General features: G+C 68.9%; 11 protein-coding genes and 1 pseudogene. 8 read left to right on the top strand and 4 right to left on the bottom strand.

What is annotated here, in order from left to right:
* The first annotated feature begins 318 nt into the window (after window positions 1-318).
* From HEP85_RS39685 to HEP85_RS39695, 3 genes are all read left to right on the top strand, one after another.
* Window positions 319-3,981: a S8 family serine peptidase gene (locus HEP85_RS39685; protein ID WP_168532156.1), complete on the top strand. Its 3,663-nt coding sequence runs from the start codon at window positions 319-321 to the stop codon at window positions 3,979-3,981.
* 77 nt (window positions 3,982-4,058) lie between these two features.
* The gene (locus tag HEP85_RS39690; RefSeq protein WP_168532157.1) at window positions 4,059-4,622 is read left to right on the top strand and encodes a hypothetical protein; all 564 of its coding nucleotides are present in this window, start codon (window positions 4,059-4,061) and stop codon (window positions 4,620-4,622) included.
* A gap of 818 nt (window positions 4,623-5,440) precedes the next feature.
* Window positions 5,441-6,400, top strand: a complete 960-nt coding sequence (locus HEP85_RS39695) for a DUF1152 domain-containing protein (protein ID WP_168532158.1) — start codon at window positions 5,441-5,443, stop codon at window positions 6,398-6,400.
* Window positions 6,401-6,961: 561 nt separating this feature from the next.
* Here the strand turns inward: HEP85_RS39695 and HEP85_RS39700 are convergent.
* Window positions 6,962-7,258 (bottom strand): annotated as a pseudogene (locus HEP85_RS39700) (transposase); the annotation flags it as partial.
* Between the two features lie 378 nt (window positions 7,259-7,636).
* Window positions 7,637-8,254 (bottom strand): TetR/AcrR family transcriptional regulator, encoded by a 618-nt coding sequence (locus HEP85_RS39705; RefSeq protein WP_248002315.1) that lies wholly within the window; start codon window positions 8,252-8,254, stop codon window positions 7,637-7,639.
* Between the two features lie 242 nt (window positions 8,255-8,496).
* Here HEP85_RS39705 and HEP85_RS39710 point away from each other — a divergent pair, with 242 nt between their 5' ends.
* Together HEP85_RS39710 and HEP85_RS39715 are read left to right on the top strand one after the other, a co-directional pair.
* On the top strand, window positions 8,497-11,718 hold the full coding sequence (locus HEP85_RS39710; RefSeq protein ID WP_369658042.1) for a cytochrome P450: 3,222 nt from the start codon (window positions 8,497-8,499) through the stop codon (window positions 11,716-11,718).
* A gap of 133 nt (window positions 11,719-11,851) precedes the next feature.
* Entirely contained in the window at window positions 11,852-12,898 is a 1,047-nt protein-coding gene (locus tag HEP85_RS39715; RefSeq protein WP_369658043.1) for a zinc-binding dehydrogenase, read from the top strand.
* Between the two features lie 416 nt (window positions 12,899-13,314).
* Here HEP85_RS39715 and HEP85_RS39720 read toward each other — a convergent pair whose 3' ends face one another.
* Complete coding sequence (locus HEP85_RS39720) at window positions 13,315-15,498, bottom strand: SpoIIE family protein phosphatase (RefSeq protein WP_248002316.1); 2,184 nt, start codon at window positions 15,496-15,498, stop codon at window positions 13,315-13,317.
* A 183-nt stretch (window positions 15,499-15,681) separates the two neighbouring features.
* Window positions 15,682-16,317, bottom strand: a complete 636-nt coding sequence (locus tag HEP85_RS39725) for a TetR/AcrR family transcriptional regulator (RefSeq protein WP_168532162.1) — start codon at window positions 16,315-16,317, stop codon at window positions 15,682-15,684.
* Between the two features lie 136 nt (window positions 16,318-16,453).
* Here HEP85_RS39725 and HEP85_RS39730 point away from each other — a divergent pair, with 136 nt between their 5' ends.
* From HEP85_RS39730 to HEP85_RS39740, 3 genes are read left to right on the top strand one after another with little or no spacing between them, the layout of a single operon-like run.
* Window positions 16,454-17,599, top strand: coding sequence for a VOC family protein (locus tag HEP85_RS39730; protein WP_168532163.1), 1,146 nt, complete (start codon window positions 16,454-16,456; stop codon window positions 17,597-17,599).
* Window positions 17,596-18,570 (top strand): fumarylacetoacetate hydrolase family protein, encoded by a 975-nt coding sequence (locus tag HEP85_RS39735; protein ID WP_248002317.1) that lies wholly within the window; start codon window positions 17,596-17,598, stop codon window positions 18,568-18,570. The genes HEP85_RS39730 and HEP85_RS39735 overlap by 4 nt, the downstream gene beginning before the upstream one ends.
* Window positions 18,567-20,189 carry a bifunctional 3-(3-hydroxy-phenyl)propionate/3-hydroxycinnamic acid hydroxylase gene (locus HEP85_RS39740; RefSeq protein ID WP_168532164.1) on the top strand — a complete coding sequence of 541 codons (1,623 nt, stop codon included), beginning with the start codon at window positions 18,567-18,569 and terminating at the stop codon, window positions 20,187-20,189. Before HEP85_RS39735 ends, HEP85_RS39740 begins: the two co-directional genes overlap by 4 nt.
* Window positions 20,190-20,193 lie beyond the last annotated feature (4 nt).

Raw genomic sequence — 20,193 nt, forward strand, 5'->3', positions numbered from 1 at the left:
CGATTCCCGTCTGCCCCGCGACGCCATGCACGCACTCGTACCGGACCGGGCACACACCCGAGTACGCCCGGTACGAGGGTCTGAGCCCGGCACGCCGAGCGCACGCACCTGACGCCGCGGGGCCGCTCTCCGGGCGACGACGGGGATTGTCAGACAGGCCCTGGCACGGAAGCCCATGGCGCCGGGCGCCGAGTGATCCAGTCCGCAGGAGGGGGTTGGCGTTCTCGTATGCGCGGGGCCCGATCGCCCGCGCGCCGCAGGCCAACACGTCGAAATCTCCCCAAATTTCCCGCTGTTCCTCTCACAGGAGGCTCATAGATGAGGTCAAGCGCACGAAAGGGCACCGGCAGACGCTGGGGCGCGGTGACCGTCGGTCTGACCGTCTTCGGCATGCTCGTGCCGTCGACGACGACCCACGCCGCCGAGCCGGTCCGGCAGACGCCGCCATCCGGTGTCGCACAGACGAACAACCCGAAAGCGGTCGCCAACGTAGACCTGGCGCGGATCGTCTCCGCGTCCGGCGGGTCCGTCCCCGTCACGCTGATCACCGGCGACAAACTGCACGTCGGTGTCGACGACGACGGCAAACCGGTCGTTCGCGATACCGAGAGCGCGCCACGGCCCGACGGACTGCCGGTCGTGTTCCACACCCTCACCCGCCAGGGCAAGTTGTACGTCGTGCCGGACGATGCCCTCGCGCTGGTCGGCAAGGGGATGCTGGACTGGAGTCTGTTCGACCTGAGCCAACTGGTGACGCTCGTCGAGGCAGGCAAGGGCGACACGGTGCCGGTGCTCGTCACCTACACCGACACGGCCGCGGCCGACAAGACGCGGAAGGTCGCCGGGGCCTCCGGCGGGCGGACCCTTCCGAGCATCAACGGCCGCTCGTTGAACATCGCCGACGACGGGCGGTGGTGGCAGGAGGTGCGGGGCAAGACGGCCTCCACGCCGGCCGCCGCCCGCTCCGCCGGTTCCCTGACAGGGGTCAAGAAGGTCTGGCTCAACGGCCTGGCCCACGTCGACCTCGAGCAGTCGGTACCGCAGATCGGCGCGCCGGTCGCCTGGGAACGCGGCTACGACGGCACCGGCGTGACCGTGGCGGTGCTGGACACCGGCATCGATGCCACCCACCCGGACGTGTCCGCGAGCATCGCCGGACAGGTCGACTTCACCGGTAGCCCCACGGGCGCCAAGGACGGGCACGGGCACGGCACCCACGTGGCGTCCACGGTCCTGGGCAGCGGAGCCGCTTCCAAAGGGCTGCGCAAGGGCGTCGCGCCCGGCGCCAAACTGCTGGTGGGCAAGGTTTGCGACGACAGCGGGCAGTGCCCCGACGACGGAATCATCGCGGCCATGGACTGGGCTGCCCACTCGGGAGCCAAGATCGTCAACATGAGCCTGGGAGGTGACCCCACCGACGGAACGGACCCGATGAGCCAGGCGCTCAACGAGCTCAGCCGCGCCACCGGGACCCTGTTCGTGGTCGCGGCCGGCAACTCCGGCTTGACTCCGCAGAAGGTAGTCGCCCCGGGCTCGGCCGACGACGCCCTGACCGTGGCGGCTGTCGACAAGTCCGACGAGATGGCGTCCTTCTCCAACCGCGGACCCCGTATCGGGGACGGCGCCGCCAAGCCTGACATCGCGGCTCCGGGCGTCGACATCGTCGCGGCCCGCGCCGCCGGTACGACCATGGGCACTCCGGTCGACCAGTACTACACCACGGCCAGCGGAACCTCGATGGCCACGCCCCACGTGGCCGGCGCCGCGGCCATCGTCGCCCAGCAGCATCCGGAGCTGACCGGTCAGCAGATCAAGGCGCTGCTGATGAGTACTGCCACCGATCTGGGGCACGACCTGTACGCCCAGGGCGCCGGCCGGGTGGACCTCGCGACCGCGACCGATCCGCAGGTCATCCCGAAGGGGAACCTGAACTTCGGCCGCCTGGCCTACCCGCAGTCGCCGGTGACGAAGAAGATCACGTACACCAACCACGCTGACAAGGCGATCACGCTGCATCTCGAGGCGCCGGTCTCCTTCGCCGACGGCCGGCCCGCCGTGGCAGGCATGTTCACCCTCGGCACGGACAAGGTCATTGTTCCCGCCAACGGGTCCGCCGAGGTGTCGGTGACACTCGACGGCGGCGTGCTCGGCACCGACGGTGCCTACGGCGGTTACAACGGGCTGCTCAAAGCCCGGGACGATTCCGGCAAGATTCAGCTGAGCTCGGGCATTCACACCTTCGTCGAAGCCGAGAAGTTCCCGTTGACCCTGCACGTAGTCCCTCCGACCGGTGCCACCGACGTGCATTACGGCAGCGCCACGTTCACGCCGGTCGACGACCAAGTACACCTGCACGCGGGCCCGACCTACGCAACCGGCGCCGACACCGTGACCGAACAGCTCTTCCGCGGTGTCTACGCGGCGCAGATACCGGTCACCTGGCGCAACGCGGCCGGTGAGTGGCAGCAGGCAGAGCCGATGGCACCGGAGGTCAGCCTCACCAAGGCCACGACGGTCAGCCTGGACCTGCGCAAGGCCAAGCCGCTGAGCGTGCAGTACCCGGAATCGACTGAAACCTACATGACGTCCGATTCCGTCAACCGGGTCTCGGCGACCGGGCAATGGACAACGGGTACGGTGGTCTCGCTCGGCTACAGGGTCAGCGAATCGAACTGGTGGGTGCTGCCTACGGGCAAGGTGAGCATCGGCACCCTCACCCACGACTTCTACAGCTCGCGGACAACCCCGGTCGTCACCCTGCGGACCACCGGCCGCGGTGTCCCCACCAGCCTGTCCGCCCGCTACGGGACCCCTGACGCCGCTTTGAGCGAGACGCAGATGTGGCTGAAGGACGACGGTGATCCAAGCTTCCGCGAAGCCTCGATCCCGGTTCCCCGGCTGCCGATCAAGGGACACCTCCCGGTGGTCGAGGCGGGCACCGGTTCCGCCGCCGAGCTTGCGAACGTCGACGCCCGGGGCAAGCTCGTGCTTCTGACGCCGACTGACATCTGCCAGGCGACCTGTGACTTCACAAGGCTCCGGGACGAGCGGGTTGCGGCCGCTGCCGCCGCCGGCGCCGTCGGCGTGCTGGTCGCCGCACCGGATCTCACCTCGCTGGGCCGTCCCACGGAGCTCGACCAGTGCCCGGACGGGCCGAAGAGCTGCCCGGCCATCCAGTCCTACGGCCCTCTGCCCATCGTGACGCTGCCCTACGACCGGGCCGAAAGCCTGGTCAAGCGGATCAGATCCGAACGGTCGCCTGTCGAGCTCAGTGTCGGCGGCAGCGTCGTGCCGAAGGTGTACGCCGCCAGGTACCACGACGAGGGACAGATCAAGCCGGACAGCTACCGGGTCGCCAAGGACGATCTCGACCAAGTCGACCTCCACTTCCACGCGGCACAGCCCGGCGACGTCCACCAGCTGGCCTGGATGCAGTTCCTCCGCAACACCCCCATCGCGTCACAGGTCACTCTGCCCAGCCTGCCCACGCGGCAGACGCTCACCACGTTCGTCAAGCGGCAGAACGACGCGATCAGCCGGTTCACCGCATCGTGGGCCGATCGCGGAGCGGACTCCTTCCTGACGCACAACCGCTCTGAGGCGAACGACCTGGTCCTCACCGGCAAGGACGACATCCACTGGAACGCGGGGCCCTCCGTACCAGGGGCCATTCCCCAGGTGCAGACCAAGTCCGGCTTCTCGGTCGGAGCCGGACCGTGCTCGGGCTGCCGACAGGGCGACACGTTCTACCCGACCATCTACCTGACAGACAGCAGCGGTGGCCGCCAGGCCCTGATCGGCATCGTCAACGACGAATTGATCACGCACGACTTCGCCGATATCCCGGCGTGCGGGCCCACTCCGTCGTCCACGTCGCCGAACCTCGACTACACCTGCGACCTCGCTCTGCTGAACGCGTCCGGTCACGAGATCGAGCGCCGCACGGAGCATCTCCCCGACGAGAGCTACATCAGCCAGTGACGGCACTCGAACCCGCTAAGGAGACCAACACGATGAACACCGGTGTGCCTTCGGCACGGCGCCGCAGAGGATCCCTCATGGTGCTCGTATCCGCGGTGATGCTGGCGCTGGCCGGCTGCAACGGTGGTGACCTCATCGCCTACGACCTGCCGGCGAAGTCGGCCCGGTACACGTTCGAGGCGAAGACCAACGACGTCAAGACGGTCTGGGAGTACACCTCGGCCGAAGCGACCAAGGGTGACGCCCCCAAGGTGAGCCCGTGCATGGGTGACGTGACCGGCAGCAACAAGGCAGCCTGCCGCCCGGAACCGCTGATCTTCCTGCGCTACGACTTCGATCTGGCCCTGGACAACACCGTCAAGGCCGGGGAGAACCACGACATCACCGTCGTCGGTTACTACCAGCCACGCCTCACCGCCCTGCCCAAGGTGACCTCCCTGAAGGCTGAGACCACCTTCGACGGGGGCAGCACCTGGCACCCGGCAACCACCAGAGCCACTGGGAAGAACACCTTCACCACGACGATCAAGAACCCCCGGCGGAACCAGGCCCCCAAGGGCATCGGACTGAGAATCAGCGCGACCGACAGCCAGGGCAACACCGTCAGGCAGACCATGCCCACGGCGTACACGCTGCGTTGACGGCAGCCGCCGCACACGCCTGACAGGACGGGGCGAGACCAAGTCTCGCCCCGTCCGCCTGTCCCCGCCCGGGCTCCCCGGATGAGCGCAAGCCACGCACGCGCCTCGGGGTGCTCTCTGTGACGGGTGCTGGCGGCCAGTGAGCGCCGCGATGATCCGCGCGTACTCGACGGTGTCGCGGACGGGACGGTGCTGTGGGCGTGGCGGGTGTGGTGAGGACGCGGAGCGCGGCGGGCGGCGGCTTCTTCGCCATCAAGAGGTGGGCTACCAGGACATGAGAGGACAGATCGTGTGCGCGGGGCCGGGCTGCCCGGCTCCCCTTCACCAGCCGGCCCGCGGTTCGCGGGGCAGGGCGGATCAGGCAGCCGTCAGAGATGAACTGACAGGCTGCGGCGGCCGGTTGGTCACCGGCCGGGCGCATGTAGCTGACGGGCGCGGTCGGGGTGCCGTCGTAGCACCGGAACCGCTCGCCCTGGAGTTGGCCGGGGAGGATGTCCGGTGACGATTCTTGTGGTCCCGTCTGGCGGCCTGGTGATGCATCGGCGGATTCGCGGCGTCGCAGCAACAAGTGCGTCGCGACGCCGATGATGGAGCGCGTTTCCACCCGCGAGTCGGTCTTCCTCTCATACGACGAGTTCGCTGTTTTATGCGAACTGCTACAGACGTCTCATGAGCGGGCGCCAGTCAGGGTTCTCACCGCAACAGGTTGACTCTGGGCGGTCGAGGGTCAGAGTTCTTGATTCCGGTTACTCCGTGGCTCCGCCGCCGCGTCGAGAACTCGGGAGCGCCTGGGGCCGGGTCCCCGGACAATGATCGTCATGACGTCCCTCCACTCCAACCCACTCTTTACCCGGCTCGCCGATGCCGAACGGATCCTCGTCGCGGGCGCGGGTGGCGGCTTCGACATCTACTCCGGCCTGCCGTTGGCGCTCTCCCTCCTGCATCAGGGCAAGCAGGTATATCTCGCGAACCTCTCCTTCAGCGCACTCGCCGGTCTCCCGATCGATGACTGGGTCGCCCCCGACCTGGCCGCCGTCACTCCCGACTCCGCTTTGCACCAGGGCTATTTCCCGGAGCGGACCCTCGCTCAGTGGCTGCGCCAGCACGGCTACCCGTTCACCGTGTACGCCTTCCCGCAGACCGGGGTGCGCCCGCTGCGCGCCGCCTACCAAGCACTGATCGAGCTGCACTGCGTCGACGCTGTGGTGCTGGTCGACGGCGGTACGGACATTTTGATGCGCGGCGATGAAGCCGGGCTCGGCACTCCGGAGGAGGACCTGACGAGCGTGGCGGCGCTGGCCGCGCTGGACGGCATACCGACCCGGCTCGTCGTGTCAGTCGGCTTCGGTGTAGACGCGTACCACGGCGTAAACCATATGCAGGTATTGGAGAATATTGCCGCGCTGGAGCGCGACGGCGCGTACCTCGGTGCGTTCTCGATACCGCGCGCCACCCGTGAGGGCGCTCTCTACCTTGACGCGGTGACGCACGCTCAGCACCACACCCCGGAGCGCCCCAGCATCGTGAACGGTTCAATCGCGGCAGCCGTGCGCGGCTCGTTCGGCGATGTCCGGTTCACTGACCGAACCCGGGGCAGCGAGTTGTTCGTGAACCCGCTGATGTCCCTGTACTTCGCCTTCGACCTCCCGGGCCTGGCAGCCCGCTGCCTCTACCTGGATCGGATCGAGGACACCCATCTGATGCGCCAAGTCCACTCGCGGATTGCCGAGTTCCGCGAATCCATAGTCACTCGCCCACCCCGTCGCTTTCCGCATTAGGATCTGCCCGGCCGATCATGGGCTGTGGGACGATGTCGTCTATGACTTGCATCCGAAGGGGCCGTGCCTCGTAGATCACCAGCCTCGCTTCGGCCGCGGAAACGCGGCTGGGGAAGCCCCTGGGTGCGGTATCGCGATATCCCAGGTCTGTCGGGCGCGGCGAATGCTGCCGTCCGTGTGCTCGAACGGGAACGATTGTCTCCGGGCATCGTGGCGGTGGCACTGAGCGTGTGGTCCGTGCGTGTTCACGGCACGAAGCGCCGGTGGAGGCAGTGGGAGGCTGAATTCACCTGCCCGTACTGCGGTGAGGGTTGGGCCCGGGACAAGCTGCAAGAGGCTCTGTTCATGCTTCCACCGAGGGCCGCCGGCGAACTCCGTGTGCAGGTAGCGTGCCTGGACGCGATGCTCCTCGGGCGAACGCATCACGAGCCAACGGCAGAGCCGGGGTTGGCTTGGTGGCATCGCAGGTGCTGACCGCACCCAAGTCGCCCACTGGATCGTTGGCTCTTGTGTGACTGGTCGAGGGGATCTGACAGAGGCGGAGCGGCGACGTCTGGAGCGCGGGTAGAGATCGGCGATCCGCCGCATGGCAAGCCCGCGCAGGTAGGCGACCTTGCAGCCGGTGTCCCGGGCGACCGTCAGCGGCAGGGCTCCGATGGAGGCGGGCTGGTCCACGACGACGTGCACGGAGCCGAACTTCGCGGCCGGCTTGTCGAAGACGGCTCGCAGTTTCGGCTCGCTGTTGGGCAGCTGCTTGTCGAAGACCTTCTTGCCGGCCCGGGTGAGCCCGTGCCCGTGATGCGCACTCTTGCCGACCTCCAGGCCGAGGAAGACGCCCATCTCGTCGATGTCGTACAACCCATCCTCCCGAACGGGGCTCGTGCAGTGCTGGCCAGGGCGATGGCGCCGTATGCGTGCATCTACGTTATGCAGGCCTGCCGCCTCGAGTTGCCGGGCATTGCGCCCGGCCAGGCGGTAGTCGGACCTCTTATCAGCGTCTCCCACGGCACCCCTCGGGCCCGGTGACACCACCCCCAGGTCATCCGCTCGACAGGGGGGAACAGTCATGCCGGGCCCGGAGGCCGGCGGTCCTCTTGCAGGACCGCGAAAAAGATAACGGGGGCGCAGACGTGTCCGAAGAACAGGCTGCCCGGCGCGTCCAGGTCGTTGGACCTGATGGGCGGCATTGCGCGGCCGCCGCCCGATCTTCGACGCAACACTTTCAGGACTGCGAACTCAATGGTCGGCGCCCAGACTGCCGTCACCGACTGCAAGCCGGCTTTCCAGGCCCGTGATGATCGTGTCCAGCGCCAGGCGGAAGACCTCGACTTCGTCGTGGCTCGGCCCGGTGAGTCCGTCTTCGCCGAGAGCGGGGGGCTTGAGGCTGGACCACTGGCGGAGCGCGCCGTTGAGCTCGGCGCTGAGGACTCCGGTGATGACGGCGCACACGAGGGCGGCGATCTGCGGGAACTCGGAGTGCGGCACCCCGGCGGCATCCAGGATCGCGGCGAGCGAAACCCAGAACGGATCTTCGGGTTGGATGAAGTCAGCCTGGTGGCTGAACGAATACGCCATGAGCTTGGGGTGGCGGTGTGCCAGCGTCCGGAAGTCCGTGGCGAGCAGGCGCATGCGCTCCTGCCACGGAGCGTCCTCCAGTGTCACGGTGCGGAACTGGGCGCCGACCATTCTGGCTACGCCGCGCAGTAGGGCGTCCTTGTTCGGTACGTGGTGGTACAGCGACATCGGGTTCGCATCAAGGACGGTCGCGAGTTTGCGCATGGTGAGCGCCTCGACCCCATCCGTATCGATGAGCTGCACGGCGGCAGCGTAGATGCCGGCCTCGGTCAGAGGCACCTCTCTCTTCCTCGTTCCTCGCGGGGGACGCTTCGCCTTTTCCATACTTCGTACGGTACCAGTTTCGTACGTCGTACGGAAGCAGGTGTGATCGCGCAACGGTCCAGGTGGTGGAGTCATCGCCCGGCTTGGGGTCGACTTTCCATACGCCGTATGGTACCAATTCCATACGGCGTATGTTTCCGTCGTTCGCCCGGTTTCCGCCGGCGCCCCTGCCCCCTCCCTGCACAAAGGAGCAAGCCATGTCCACACAGCCCGAGACCGGCCTGCGACCCATCCGGTCTCCGCGCGGGGTCCCGTTCTTCGGACACACGCCGCAGATACCCAGCACCAACCCGGTGGAGTACTTCGGCGAGCTGTCCAAGCAGTTTCCCGAGGGTCTCTATGGCATGGAGATCGCCGGCATCGAACAGGTCTTCGTCTGGGACCCGGACCTGGTGGCCGAGGTCTGCGACGAGACGCGGTTCTACAAGCAGATCGAGAAGACGCCGCTGAACCATGTCCGGGACTTCACGGGTGCGGGCCTGTTCACGGCCCACCAGCACGAGGAGGAATGGGGCATGGCGCACCGGATCCTCCTGCCGGCGTTCAGCCAGCGAGCCATGAAGGCCTACTACGGGCAAATGCTGGAGATCGCCCAGAACCTGGCGGGCAAGTGGGGGAGCAAGGAGGGCCAGCCGGTCAACATCACCGACGACTACACCCGGCTCACCCTGGACACGATCGCCCTGTCAGGGTTCGGCTACCGGTTCGACTCCTTCGCCAAGGAGGATCTGCACCCCTTCCTCAACGCGCTGCTGCAGGCGCTCGTGGAGTCGCTGCGGCGCTCGCAGGAACTGCCGATGATGACCAAGCTCCGCAAGGCGGACGACAAGAAATACCGCGAGAACGTCCAGCTGATGCGGGACCTGGTCGGAAATGTGATCAAGGAGCGCCGCGAGGGCAGGGGCACGGGCGAGGACGACCTGCTGGGGCTGATGCTGCAGGCCACGGACCCCGAGACCGGCAAGGGGCTGGATGACGACAACGTCCGTGACCAGGTGGTCACCTTCCTGATCGCCGGTCACGAGACCACCAGCGGCCTGCTCTCGTTCGCCACGTACTCGCTGATGCGCAACCCGCACGTCCTGGCCCAAGCCTACGCCGAGGTGGACCGGCTGATGCCGGGCAACACGGTCCCGGACTACGACACGATCATGCAGATGGATGTGATCCCGCGGATTCTGGAGGAGACCCTGCGCCTGTGGGCCCCCATCCCCCTGATCGGCAAGTCCCCGCTGGAGGACACCGTCATCGGCGGCTGCTACGGGCTGAAGAAGGGAACAAGGGTCAACATCCTCGAAGGCCCGCTGCACACCCATCCCAAGGCGTGGGAGCGGCCGCAGGAGTTCGACATCAACCGGTGGCTGCCGGAGAACCGGGTCGACCACCACCCGCATGCCTACAAGCCGTTCGGCAACGGCGTGCGGGCCTGCATCGGACGGCAGTTCGCGCTCACCGAGGCGCGCCTGGCCCTCGCGCTGGTGCTGCAGAAGTTCAAGTTCTCCGACCCCAGCGACTACAAGATGGACGTTCGGGAGGCGCTGACGCGCAAGCCCGGGGACTTCACACTGGTCGTGCGCGCCCGCCAGGAGCACGAGCGCACCGTCTTCGGCGCCGCGGACCTGCAGACCGACGACACGCGGCAGCAGGTCGCGGTCAGCGGTGTCGGGGTGAACCTGACCGTCGCCTACGGCTCCAGCCTCGGCTCGTGCGAGGACCTGGCGCGCACCATCGCCGACCGCGGCGAACGCTCGGGGTTCGGCACCACCCTGGTCGGCCTGGACGAGCTGGGCGACAACCTCCCCACCGAGGGACTGCTCGTCGTCGTGGCCTCCAGCTACAACGGCAAGGCCCCGGACAACGCGCAGCGCTTCGACGACCTGCTCGCCGCCGGCCTCCCGGAGGGCTCACTGTCGAACGTGCGGTTCGCACTGCTGGGTGCCGGCAACACCCAGTGGGTGGCCACCTACCAGGGCTTTCCCAAGCGGATTGAGGCGGGCCTGCTGGCCGCCGGCGCCACCCGCGTCATCGAGCGCGGCATCGCCGATGCCGCCGGTGACTTCGACGGCATGGCCAGCCGATGGATGAACACCCTGTGGACGACCCTGGCCGAGGAGTACGCCGCCGACGCCTCCGAAACCACCGGGCCGCGCTTCCAGGTCCAGCTGCTCACCGAAGCCGACGTGCGCCCCGCGATCGTCTCAGAACAGGCCTACCCCCTCACTGTCGTGGCCAACGACGAACTCGTCAGCGACGCGACCGGCCTGTGGGACTTCAGCATCGAGCCCCCGCGCCCGGCCGCGAAGTCCATCACCGTCGAGCTCCCCGACGGAGTCACCTACGACACCGGCAACCACTTGGCCGTCTTCGCCAAGAACGAGCCGCAGCTGGTCAACCGCGCCCTCGCACGGCTCGGCGTCGACCGCGACCAGGTCCTGCGCCTGGACCAGCCCGCAGGCGGCCGCACCCACCTTCCGGTGGGCACCCCTGTCACCGCAGGGCTGCTCTTCACCGAGTTCGTGGAGCTGCAGGACGTGGCCACCCGCTCCCAGATACAGGCGCTGGCCGAGCACACCCAGTGCCCGTGGACCCGGCCCCAGTTGCAGGCATATACGGCCGACACGGCCGAGGCCGAGGAGCGCTACCAGACCGAGGTCCTGGGCAAGCGCGTCTCCGTGCTCAACCTCTTGGAGCGCTTCCCCGCGGTCGAACTGCCGCTGGCGGTCGCTCTGGAGATGATGGGCCCGATCCGCCCCCGCTTCTACTCCATCTCCTCCTCCCCACTGGCCGACCCCCGGCACGTGCGCCTGACCGTCGGCCTCCTGGAAGGACCGGCCCTGTCGGGCGATGGCCGATACCGCGGCACCTGCTCCTCCTACATCGTAAGCCTCAATCCCGGCGACGTCGTCTACGGCTATGTGCGCGTGCCCTCCCCGACTTTCGCCCCGCCTGCCGACCCCGCCACGCCGCTGATCCTCATCGGCCCCGGAACCGGCATCGCGCCGCTGCGCGGTTTCCTGGAGGAGCGAGCCCACCAGCACGAAAACGGCACCCAGGTGGGCCTGTCCCAGGTCTTCGTCGGCTGCCGCCACCCCGAGCACGACTACTTCTACCGCCAGGAGATGCAGGACTGGGAGCAGGCCGGGATCGCCCAGGTGCACACCGCCTTCTCCGCAGTGGCCGGCCACCCGGCCCGCTTCGTCCAGGACGCCATCGCAGGCGCCGCCGACACCGTGTGGCAGGCCATCCAGAACGGCGCATACGTCTATGTCTGCGGGGACGGCCGCCGCATGGCACCCGCCGTGCGCGAGGCGCTCGCGGCTATCTACCGCAGGCACACCGGCAGCGACGACGAGACCGCCCAGCAGTGGCTCGCCCAGCTCGAAGCCGACGAGCGCTACCAGCAGGACGTCTTCGCCTAGGCCCCCAGACGCCGGGAGGCCTGCGGTCCTCCTGACACCCGCACTCCTCCCGGCCACCACTCACCCGCGAGGCACCCCACGGCACCCACCGGCCCGAACCGCCTGAGTGCCGCTCACAGAAAGCAGAGCCCCCATGGACACCATGCTCGCCGGACGCTTCCACCTGGACAGCAAGAAGTTCGCCGTGGAGGAAGTACCCATCCCCGTTCCCGGCCCGGGCGAGGTCCTCATCGAGGTCAAGGCCGCAGGCGTCTGCCTCTCGGACGTCCACCTGATCGACGGTTCCCTCGTCCCCCTCTTCGCCACTTCCGACACGGTCACCGTCGGCCACGAGGTCGCCGGAGTGATCCACACCCTCGGCCCCGACCTCAAGCGCGGCCTGACCGTCGGCACCCGCGTCACCCTGGAGGCGGGCAAGACCTGCGGACAGTGCGCGGGCTGCGTGCGCCGCCGCCCCTGTACCCAGATGCTCACCGCCGGCATCGACTACGACGGTGGCTGGGCCCAGTACACCGTCGCTCGCGAGGACACCCTCATCCCCATCGCCGACAGCCTGCCCTTCGACCAGGCCGCGATCATCCCCGACGCGGTCTCCACCCCCTACGCGGCCGTCGTCGCCACCGCGGGGGTGCGCCCCGCACAGTCCGTCGGCATCTGGGGCGTGGGCGGTGTCGGCGCGCACAACGTCCGCGTCGCCCGCCTGGCCGGCGCGGCGCCGATCATCGCCGTCGACCCGCTGCCCGGCGCCCGGGAGCGTGCCCTGGCCTTCGGTGCGGATTTCGCCCTGGACCCGGCCGCCCCCGACTTCGCAGACCAGGTCCACGCGGCCACCGGCGGACGGGGCCTCGACTTCGCCTTCGACTGCGCCGGCGTGCCGGCGGTCCGTGAGCAGGCCGCCGCCACGCTGGGCCTGAACGGGGTCCTCATCCTGGTCGGCATCAGCCCCAGGCCGATCACCATCAGCGAGGGCCTGACCTTCAACTACCTGGGCAAGCAGGTCCGCGGCCACTACGGCGGCACTCCCGAATCCGTCACCGAGCTGGTCCGGCTGGCCGAGGTCGGCCGTCTCGACCTGGCCCCGTCCATCACCGACCACATCCCGCTCGCCGAGGCCGCTGCCGCGGTCAACCGCCTGGAGAACAAGATCGGCGATCCGATCCGCCTCATCCTCGTCCCCTGATGCCCGAACAGAAAGTTCACCAAGACCACCTCCGGCAGGGGTGAGTGGGCGCCGGTGCTTGAGGGAGCACCGGCGCCCACATTTTTCGGTGTTCGTGTATCGGGCACACCGCCTCGGGGGCGAGTGCAGAGCGAGCCCGCCAGGGAACCTTTTGTACCCGTCCGGATGTATGCCGACTGGTGCTGCATCGTCGGCCGGGCGAGCCTGCGAAGAACCTCGCGATCGGATCCGGTGTGCCTAAGGGCTGTCCCGTAATCCCCGGCGGGCGCACGACGACAGCTACGGCACCTCGCCGCGTTGTCGGATCGCCCGAATACGCCCAGTATGAGGACGACCCTCCGCCTTGCGATGCACCGCATCTGACGCCGCGCGCTGATCCACCGGGGATTACGGGACAGCCCTTAGCAGGTTGGCGCTCACAGAGCCCCCGGAAGGCTGTCCAACCCCAGCGCTTCCGCTTCCGAGAAGAGGTCCGGCGCACCCAGGCCGCACTCCGCCCAGACCGTCTTGCCTCGTCGGGCATGACGCGTTCCCCAGCGCTCGGCGAGTTGGGCGACGAGGAACAGGCCTCGCCCGCCCTCGTCGAAGACACGGGCCCGCCGCAGGTGCGGAGTCGTGCTGCCGGCGTCCGCGACCTCGCACATGAGCGTGCGGTCGTGGATGAGACGCAGCTGGATGGGGGGCCGACCGTAACGGATGGCGTTGGTGACCAGTTCGCTGACCACAAGTTCCGTGGTGAAGACGAGTTCCTCCAGTCCCCAGGTGCTGAGCTGCTCGCAGACGCACGCTCTGGCCCGGGCGACCTCGGCAGGGTCGGCATCCACATCCCACGTGGCGACCTGACGGTCCCCGAGGACGTGGGTGCGGGCCAGGAGGAGAGCCACATCGTCGTGGGGTCGCTCTGCCGGCAGCAGCGCTTCGAAGATGGCGTCGCAGCTCGCCTCCAGGGAGGTGGAGGGCTGCGCGAGGGCCTGGCACAGCCGGGTGATGCCTGCCTCGACGTCGTGGTCGAGGGCCTCGACCAGGCCGTCGGTGTAGAGGGCGATGAGGCTGCCCCCGGGCAGATCGATCTCCACCGTCTCGAACGGCAGGCCGCCCACTCCGAGAGGTGGGCCGGCCGGCAGCTCGAGGATGCTGGCGGTTCCGTCCCGAGTCATCACGACGGGCGGCACGTGGCCTGCGCGGGCGAGGGTGCAGCAGCCGGCAACGGGATCGTATACGGCGTACAGACAGGTGGCCCCGAGGTCTCCCGCGGCTTCGGTGTCCGTCTCGACGGTGGCTTCGGCAGAGACTTCGCCGGACAGACGGATGACGACGTCGTCCAGGTGGGTAAGGAGTTCGTCGGGTGGCAGATCGAGGTCGGCGAGGGTGCGTACAGCGGTCCGCAGCCGGCCCATGGTGGCGGCGGCCTGGATGCCGTGGCCGACCACGTCGCCGACCACGAGTGCGACCCTGGCACCGGAGAGCGGGATGACGTCGTACCAGTCGCCGCCCACGCCGAGCTGGGCGGCAGCGGGCAGGTAGCGGGAGGCGACCTCGACGGCAGACTGCTCGGGTGTGCCGCGTGGGAGCAGGCTGCGCTGGAGGGCGAGGGCCGTGGCGCGCGCATGCGTGTATCGGCGGGCGTTGTCGACGGCCACCGCAGCCCTGGCCGCGATCTCCTGGGCGAGAAGCAGGTCCTCGTCCCCGTAGGCGTCGGGCCTGTGCCGGAGGAACTGCGCGACGCCCAGCGTGGTGCCACGCGCGCACAGCGGTATCAGCAGCATGGATGTGGACGGGGCGGGGTGGTGCCGTGAGGGCTGCCCGGTGACCAGGACCTGCGCCTGTGGGGAGCCGTCCGGATACCTGTGGAGCTGCTCTGGCCGAACCAACGGTTCACCGGAGTTCGCTTCCAGGCAGGTCGTCTCGGGGAATCCGTCCGTCACCGACCGCTGGGCGGCCCGGCGGAGCATGCGGGTGCCCAGCGCCGAAGGCTCGTCTCCGGAGGGCGTGTCGAGGAGGTCGACGGTGACGGCATCGGCGAGACACTCCGTGGCCAGGTCCGCCAACTCCTGGGCGGTGCGCACAATGTCCAGGGTCGTCCCGACGCGCATGCTTGCCTCGTTCACCACCGACAGACGCCACTGCACCTGGCGGTCCCGCTCGTCCTGGAAGGCCAGGACGCCCCTCTCCGATGTACGGTCCGTGTATTCGGTCGCCAGCGTGATCAACTTGCGTGCCGCGCCGCTGATCGTCTCAGCATCGCTGGTGAGCAGGGGCAGCTCTTCGAGCAGCTTGTCCAGGATGAGGCCCTGCGCGAGCCGGACGGCGCGCAGCAGCGTTGTGACCGGCTTCCCATGTTGAGCCAGCCGGCGCGCGCGCTCCGCGTCGGCAGCCGGCAGATGGATCCGCCGTGGCTCAACGTCGTGCGCGATGCCGAAAAGTAGGGCGCGGACGTGCTCGGCGACGTTCTCCCCCGTCATCCGTGCGATGTCCGGTTCGTCCCACAGCTCGGGGACCTCGCGTCGCAGGCACTGCACTACGTCGTGGACCAGCTCGTCCGCTCGCGGGCTGAGTTCATGCGCGGCACGTGACAGAAGACTGTCCGCGGTGAAGTCCACTGTCACGACGTTACGCCGCCCTGGGGGATCGCGAACGTCAGCTGGCCGCATCCGGTGGCGTGGTGGCCGGGGGAAACGGGTTACGGGCTGGTCGTGGTCGAGGGTCCGCGCGGCGATGGGCGGGCGGGATGGCGCCGACGGCCTTGCCGGTGGTCACGGGGCCTGGCGCAGTCGGTGCTCGGGTCAATCGAGGCCGGGCAGTGGCCGCCGGGTCACCTGGTGGGCGTCGTCCGCCGGGACGCCCAGCATGCGCAGGACCATCTCGGCCAGGTCCGAGGCGGCTTCGTCCCCGTCGAGGTCGGGGCGGGCCAGTCGCAGCGCCACGAGGGACATCAGCGTGCCGCCCAGGGCGGACAGGGCGGTCGTCGCGTTGCGGCAGGTGAAGCGACCCGAGGCGATGCCGTTCTCCAGGTCGCGCAGAGCTCGCGGGGCGAGTCCGCGATCGGAGTGGATGTAGGCCAGGCCGCGGTCGCGCAGGATCCGCATGAGCTCAGGGTGGGAGTCGGCCATGCGGGCGGTGAGCCGGAAACCCGCGGCGACGAGCTCGGCCGGGTCGGCGATGTCCTGTACCCGCTCGTCGATGACCTGCCCGAACTCGTCCAGGGCGTCGGTCACCGCGGCGTCGAACAGCTCCGTCTTGGACTCGAAGTGGTTGTAGAAGGAGCCGAAACCGACGTCCGCACGCTCGGCGATGGCCTGGATGCTGGCGCTGGTGTCGCCGGTCTCGGCGAGGATCTGCCGGGCCGCGCGGACTAGCGCGTGACGGGTCTCGGCACGGCGCCGCTCGAAGCGGTTCTTGGGCGGGGCTGACGTCGGCATACGCCGAGTGTAACCGCCATCGCGATGAGTCTGCCATTACTGATGAGATCCTCAATTATTTGCCTCGTTCTATTGACGATGGGTATCGCCAAAGTTGATGATTTCCTCATTACAGCAGTGTTGCTTGGAGGACACCATGTCCCACACCCCCGTTAACAGGGCCGATCCCCGGACGCCCCACCAAGACCTCCACAGTGAGCAGGGCGCCCTGCGCGGAGAGCACCCAGGACGTTCCCGGAACCCCGTGATCAAGGCGGCGGATCTGGCCTGGCTCGAGTTCGAGAAGCCGGACCTGGACCGGGCCGAGGTCTTCGCACGTGACTTCGGGTTCGCTATCGCCGCCCGCACCGAGCGGGAGCTGTGGCTGCGCGGTACCTTCGCAGGCTCACCCTGCATGGTCATTCGGCGGGGGCGTGCGTCCCGGTTCATCGGGCCGGCGTTCCGGGCGGCCGAGCGCGCCGACCTCGACCGGCTGGCACGCGCCACCGGCAGTACCGTCCGGGACATCGGCGTACCGGGCGGGGGCCAGGAGGTAGCCCTGCTCGACCCCTCGGGCCTGCCGGTCCGGGTCGTGCACTGCGCCGAGCAGCTGCCCGCGCTGCCCGAGCAGGAGCCGCTGATCCTCAACTTCGGTACCGACCATCGCCGTACGAACACCACCCAGCGGCCGCCCCGTGAGCCGTCCCGTATCCAGCGGCTGGGCCATGTAGTGCTGGAATCACGGGTGTTCGCCCGGACCCTGGACTGGTACCTGGACACCCTCGGGATGATCGTGTCCGACTTCCTGTTCCTCGACGGGCAGCGCGGGCGCGGGCCGACGATGGCGTTCATCCGGTGCGACCAGGGCAGCGCGGCGGTCGATCACCACACGCTGGCCCTGCACCTGGGGCCCGGAACCGGCTACGTCCACTCGGCCTACCAGGTCACCGACCTCGACTCGATCGCCGCCGGCGGGGAGTACCTGGCCGAACGCGGCTACCAGCGCAGCTGGGGCATCGGCCGGCACATCCAGGGCAGCCAGCTGTTCGACTACTGGCGCGATCCCGACCACTTCATGCTGGAGCACTTCGCCGACGGCGACCTCTTCTCCTGCGACCTGGAGCCCGGCTGGGCACCGATGTCGGCGAGCGGCCTGGCCCAGTGGGGCCCGCCGGTCACCCGCGACTTCCTGGGCGCCAGCCCGTCCCCCGCCAAGCTGCGCGAGGTCATGACGGCCCTGCGCGGTGACAACGAACTCGACCCCGCACGCCTGCTGGGCCTGATGAAAGCGATGAGCTCATGAGCACCAACGTTCTGCGCACCACCGGGGGCGCCTCCCGCTCGAGCGAAGCCGAGAGTGGGGGAGGCTGGTGGGTCGTCCGGGACGAACGCGCCGTCCGCATCCAGACCAAGGCCAGCACCACCGCCGAACTGCTCGCCGACCGGGACGCGGTCCGCGAAGCCGCCGCTTCCACTGAGAACGGCACGCCCGTCGCCGACCTGGTGACACTGCCACCGGTCACCACCCCGTGCCGGGTCGTCGCGCAGATGGTCAACTACCGCAGCCACGCCAAGGATTCAGGATTCACCGGCGACATCCCGCCCACCTTCTTCCGCAAGGCGTCCGGTTCGGTCAGCGGCCCCCACGATGCGATCATCCGTCCCGCGCATGTGAAGTTCCTCGACTACGAGGTGGAACTCGGCCTCGTCATGGGCGCGACCCTGCCGGTGGGTACCGTCGTCGAGGAGCAGGACCTGCCGCGCTACGTCGCCGGCCTCGTCCTGACCAACGACGTCAGCGCCCGCGACGTCCAGCTCACCAAGACCCAGTTCTACGAGAGCAAGTCCTACCCGACCTTCACACCGACGGGTCCGTACCTGACCCTGCTGGAGCCCGAGGACTTCGCCCATCTGCTGAACCTGCGGCTGCGGCTGTCGGTCAACGGCGTGTCGCGCCAAGACCGCACGCTGGCCGACATGATCGTGCGGCCCGCGCAGGCGCTCACCCTGCTCGCCCGCTTCCAGACCCTCGACCCGGGCGACCTGCTGCTGACCGGCACTCCCGGCGGCACGGCCCTGAAGGCCCCGCCCAAGGCGGCCGAGAAGATCGCCGCGCTGCTGCCGCCCGCACTGAAGTGGAAGGCGTTCTTCAAGGGCCAGGCCAAGAACCCCAAGTACCTGCGCAGCGGTGACCTCATCACCGCCACGATCGCCACCCCGGACGGCCACATCGACCTCGGCGAGCAGCGGACCCCCGTCACGGACGCACCATGAAAGGCACAGTCCGCAGAGCGGTGGTGATCATCGGTGCCGGACCCGTCGGGGTGATGGCCGCCCTGCTGCTCGCCCGGCACGGAGTGCGCAGCGTCGTTCTCGAACGGCACCGTGACGTCTACCCGCTGCCGCGCGCCGTCGTCGTGGACGACGAGATCCGCCGGATCCTGCAGAGCGTAGGTGTGCACGAGGAGTTCGCCTCCCTCACCCGCCCGGCGCCCGGCCTGCGGCTGCTGGACGCCCGGCGCCGCGTGATCAGCGAGTTCCCACGGTCCCTGCGCGGGCACCACGGCTTCCCGCAGACCAGCATGTTCGACCAGCCGGATCTCGAACGCCTGCTGCGCGACGCCCTGGCGCGACGCCCCGAGTGCGAGCTGTGGGGCGGGGTGGAGGTCGTGTCCGTCACCCAGTCCGTCGCACGGGACACCAACGGACCGAACGATCCCACGGGTCCGGTCCGGGTCGCCTTCCGGCGCGACGGCAGCGACGACGAAGAGCACCTGTGGGCCGATGCCGTCCTCGGCTGCGACGGTGCGGGCAGCGTCACCCGTGACGCCATCGGCACCCTCTGGGAGGACCTGCACTTCGAGGAGAGCTGGCGGGTCATCGACGTGCGCACCAGCCGCCCGGTGCGCACCTGGGAAGGCGTCGAGCAGATCTGTTGCCCCGACCGGCCGGCCACCTTCATGCGCGTCGGCGAGGACCGCTACCGCTGGGAGTTCCGGCTGGCCGAGGACCAGAACCTGGACGGCCCGGACGGATGGGAGCGCCTGCGCGAGCTGGTCGCCCCCTGGGTGGACCTGCCGTCCGACGCCTCGCAGGGCGACGACTTCGAGGTGATACGGCAGGCGCAGTACACCTTCCGAGCCCGCCTCGCCGACCGGTGGCGCAAAGGGCGCGTCTTCCTGCTGGGCGATGCCGCCCACCTCACCCCGCCCTTCGTCGGGCAGGGCCTGTGCACCGGCCTGCGCGATGCCTACAACCTCACCTGGAAACTCGCACGCGTCCTCCAACAAGGCGCACCCGAGGGGCTGCTGGACACTTACGAACGCGAGCGCAAGCCACACGCCCGCCATGTGATCCGCATGGCGGTCGCCATGGGCTGGGCCATGACCGGCGGACAGGACCGCAGCGCGGCGCTCCGCCGGGCCGTCGTGGGGACGGCCTGCCGCATTCCCGGCGTGACCGCGGCGGTGAGCCGCGACCTAAGCCCGGCCCTGACGGCCGGCCCACTCGTACGCCGCCGCCCCAGACTGACCGGCCGCGTGCTCGCCGGCACCTTCTGCCCACAGCCCTGGGTACGGCAGGACGGCAGGCGAGTGCGCCTCGATGACCTCCTCGGGAAGTCCTTCGCCGTCCTCACCGCAGGACCAGCCACCGCGCAGATGACGGCCGTGGCCACGGCACTGGGCGCCCCGATGATCCGCGCCGACGACCTTGGCGACGACGGCACCTTGGCCGGCTGGCTGGCACACGGCCGAGTCGACGCCGTCCTGCTGCGCCCAGACCGCATTGTGATGGACACCGTCCCGGCCGGCACCGGCGACTTCACGGACACCGCCGCCTGGGCATCCCTGCTGCATACGGCCCGCCTTACCGCTGACGCCCGGCTTGCCTGACGAG

The sequence above is a fragment of the Streptomyces sp. RPA4-2 genome (genome assembly GCF_012273515.2).
GTDB lineage: Bacteria > Actinomycetota > Actinomycetes > Streptomycetales > Streptomycetaceae > Streptomyces > Streptomyces kaempferi.

What these genes read in the sequence shown, in the direction of transcription:
- HEP85_RS39685 (WP_168532156.1), top strand. Translation starts at nt 319, where the DNA reads ATGAGGTCAAGCGCACGAAAGGGCACCGGCAGACGCTGGGGCGCGGTG.
- HEP85_RS39690 (WP_168532157.1), top strand. Translation starts at nt 4,059, where the DNA reads ATGGTGCTCGTATCCGCGGTGATGCTGGCGCTGGCCGGCTGCAACGGT.
- HEP85_RS39695 (WP_168532158.1), top strand. Translation starts at nt 5,441, where the DNA reads ATGACGTCCCTCCACTCCAACCCACTCTTTACCCGGCTCGCCGATGCC.
- HEP85_RS39710 (WP_369658042.1), top strand. Translation starts at nt 8,497, where the DNA reads ATGTCCACACAGCCCGAGACCGGCCTGCGACCCATCCGGTCTCCGCGC.
- HEP85_RS39715 (WP_369658043.1), top strand. Translation starts at nt 11,852, where the DNA reads ATGGACACCATGCTCGCCGGACGCTTCCACCTGGACAGCAAGAAGTTC.
- HEP85_RS39725 (WP_168532162.1), bottom strand. Translation starts at nt 16,317, where the DNA reads ATGCCGACGTCAGCCCCGCCCAAGAACCGCTTCGAGCGGCGCCGTGCC.
- HEP85_RS39730 (WP_168532163.1), top strand. Translation starts at nt 16,454, where the DNA reads ATGTCCCACACCCCCGTTAACAGGGCCGATCCCCGGACGCCCCACCAA.
- HEP85_RS39735 (WP_248002317.1), top strand. Translation starts at nt 17,596, where the DNA reads ATGAGCACCAACGTTCTGCGCACCACCGGGGGCGCCTCCCGCTCGAGC.
- HEP85_RS39740 (WP_168532164.1), top strand. Translation starts at nt 18,567, where the DNA reads ATGAAAGGCACAGTCCGCAGAGCGGTGGTGATCATCGGTGCCGGACCC.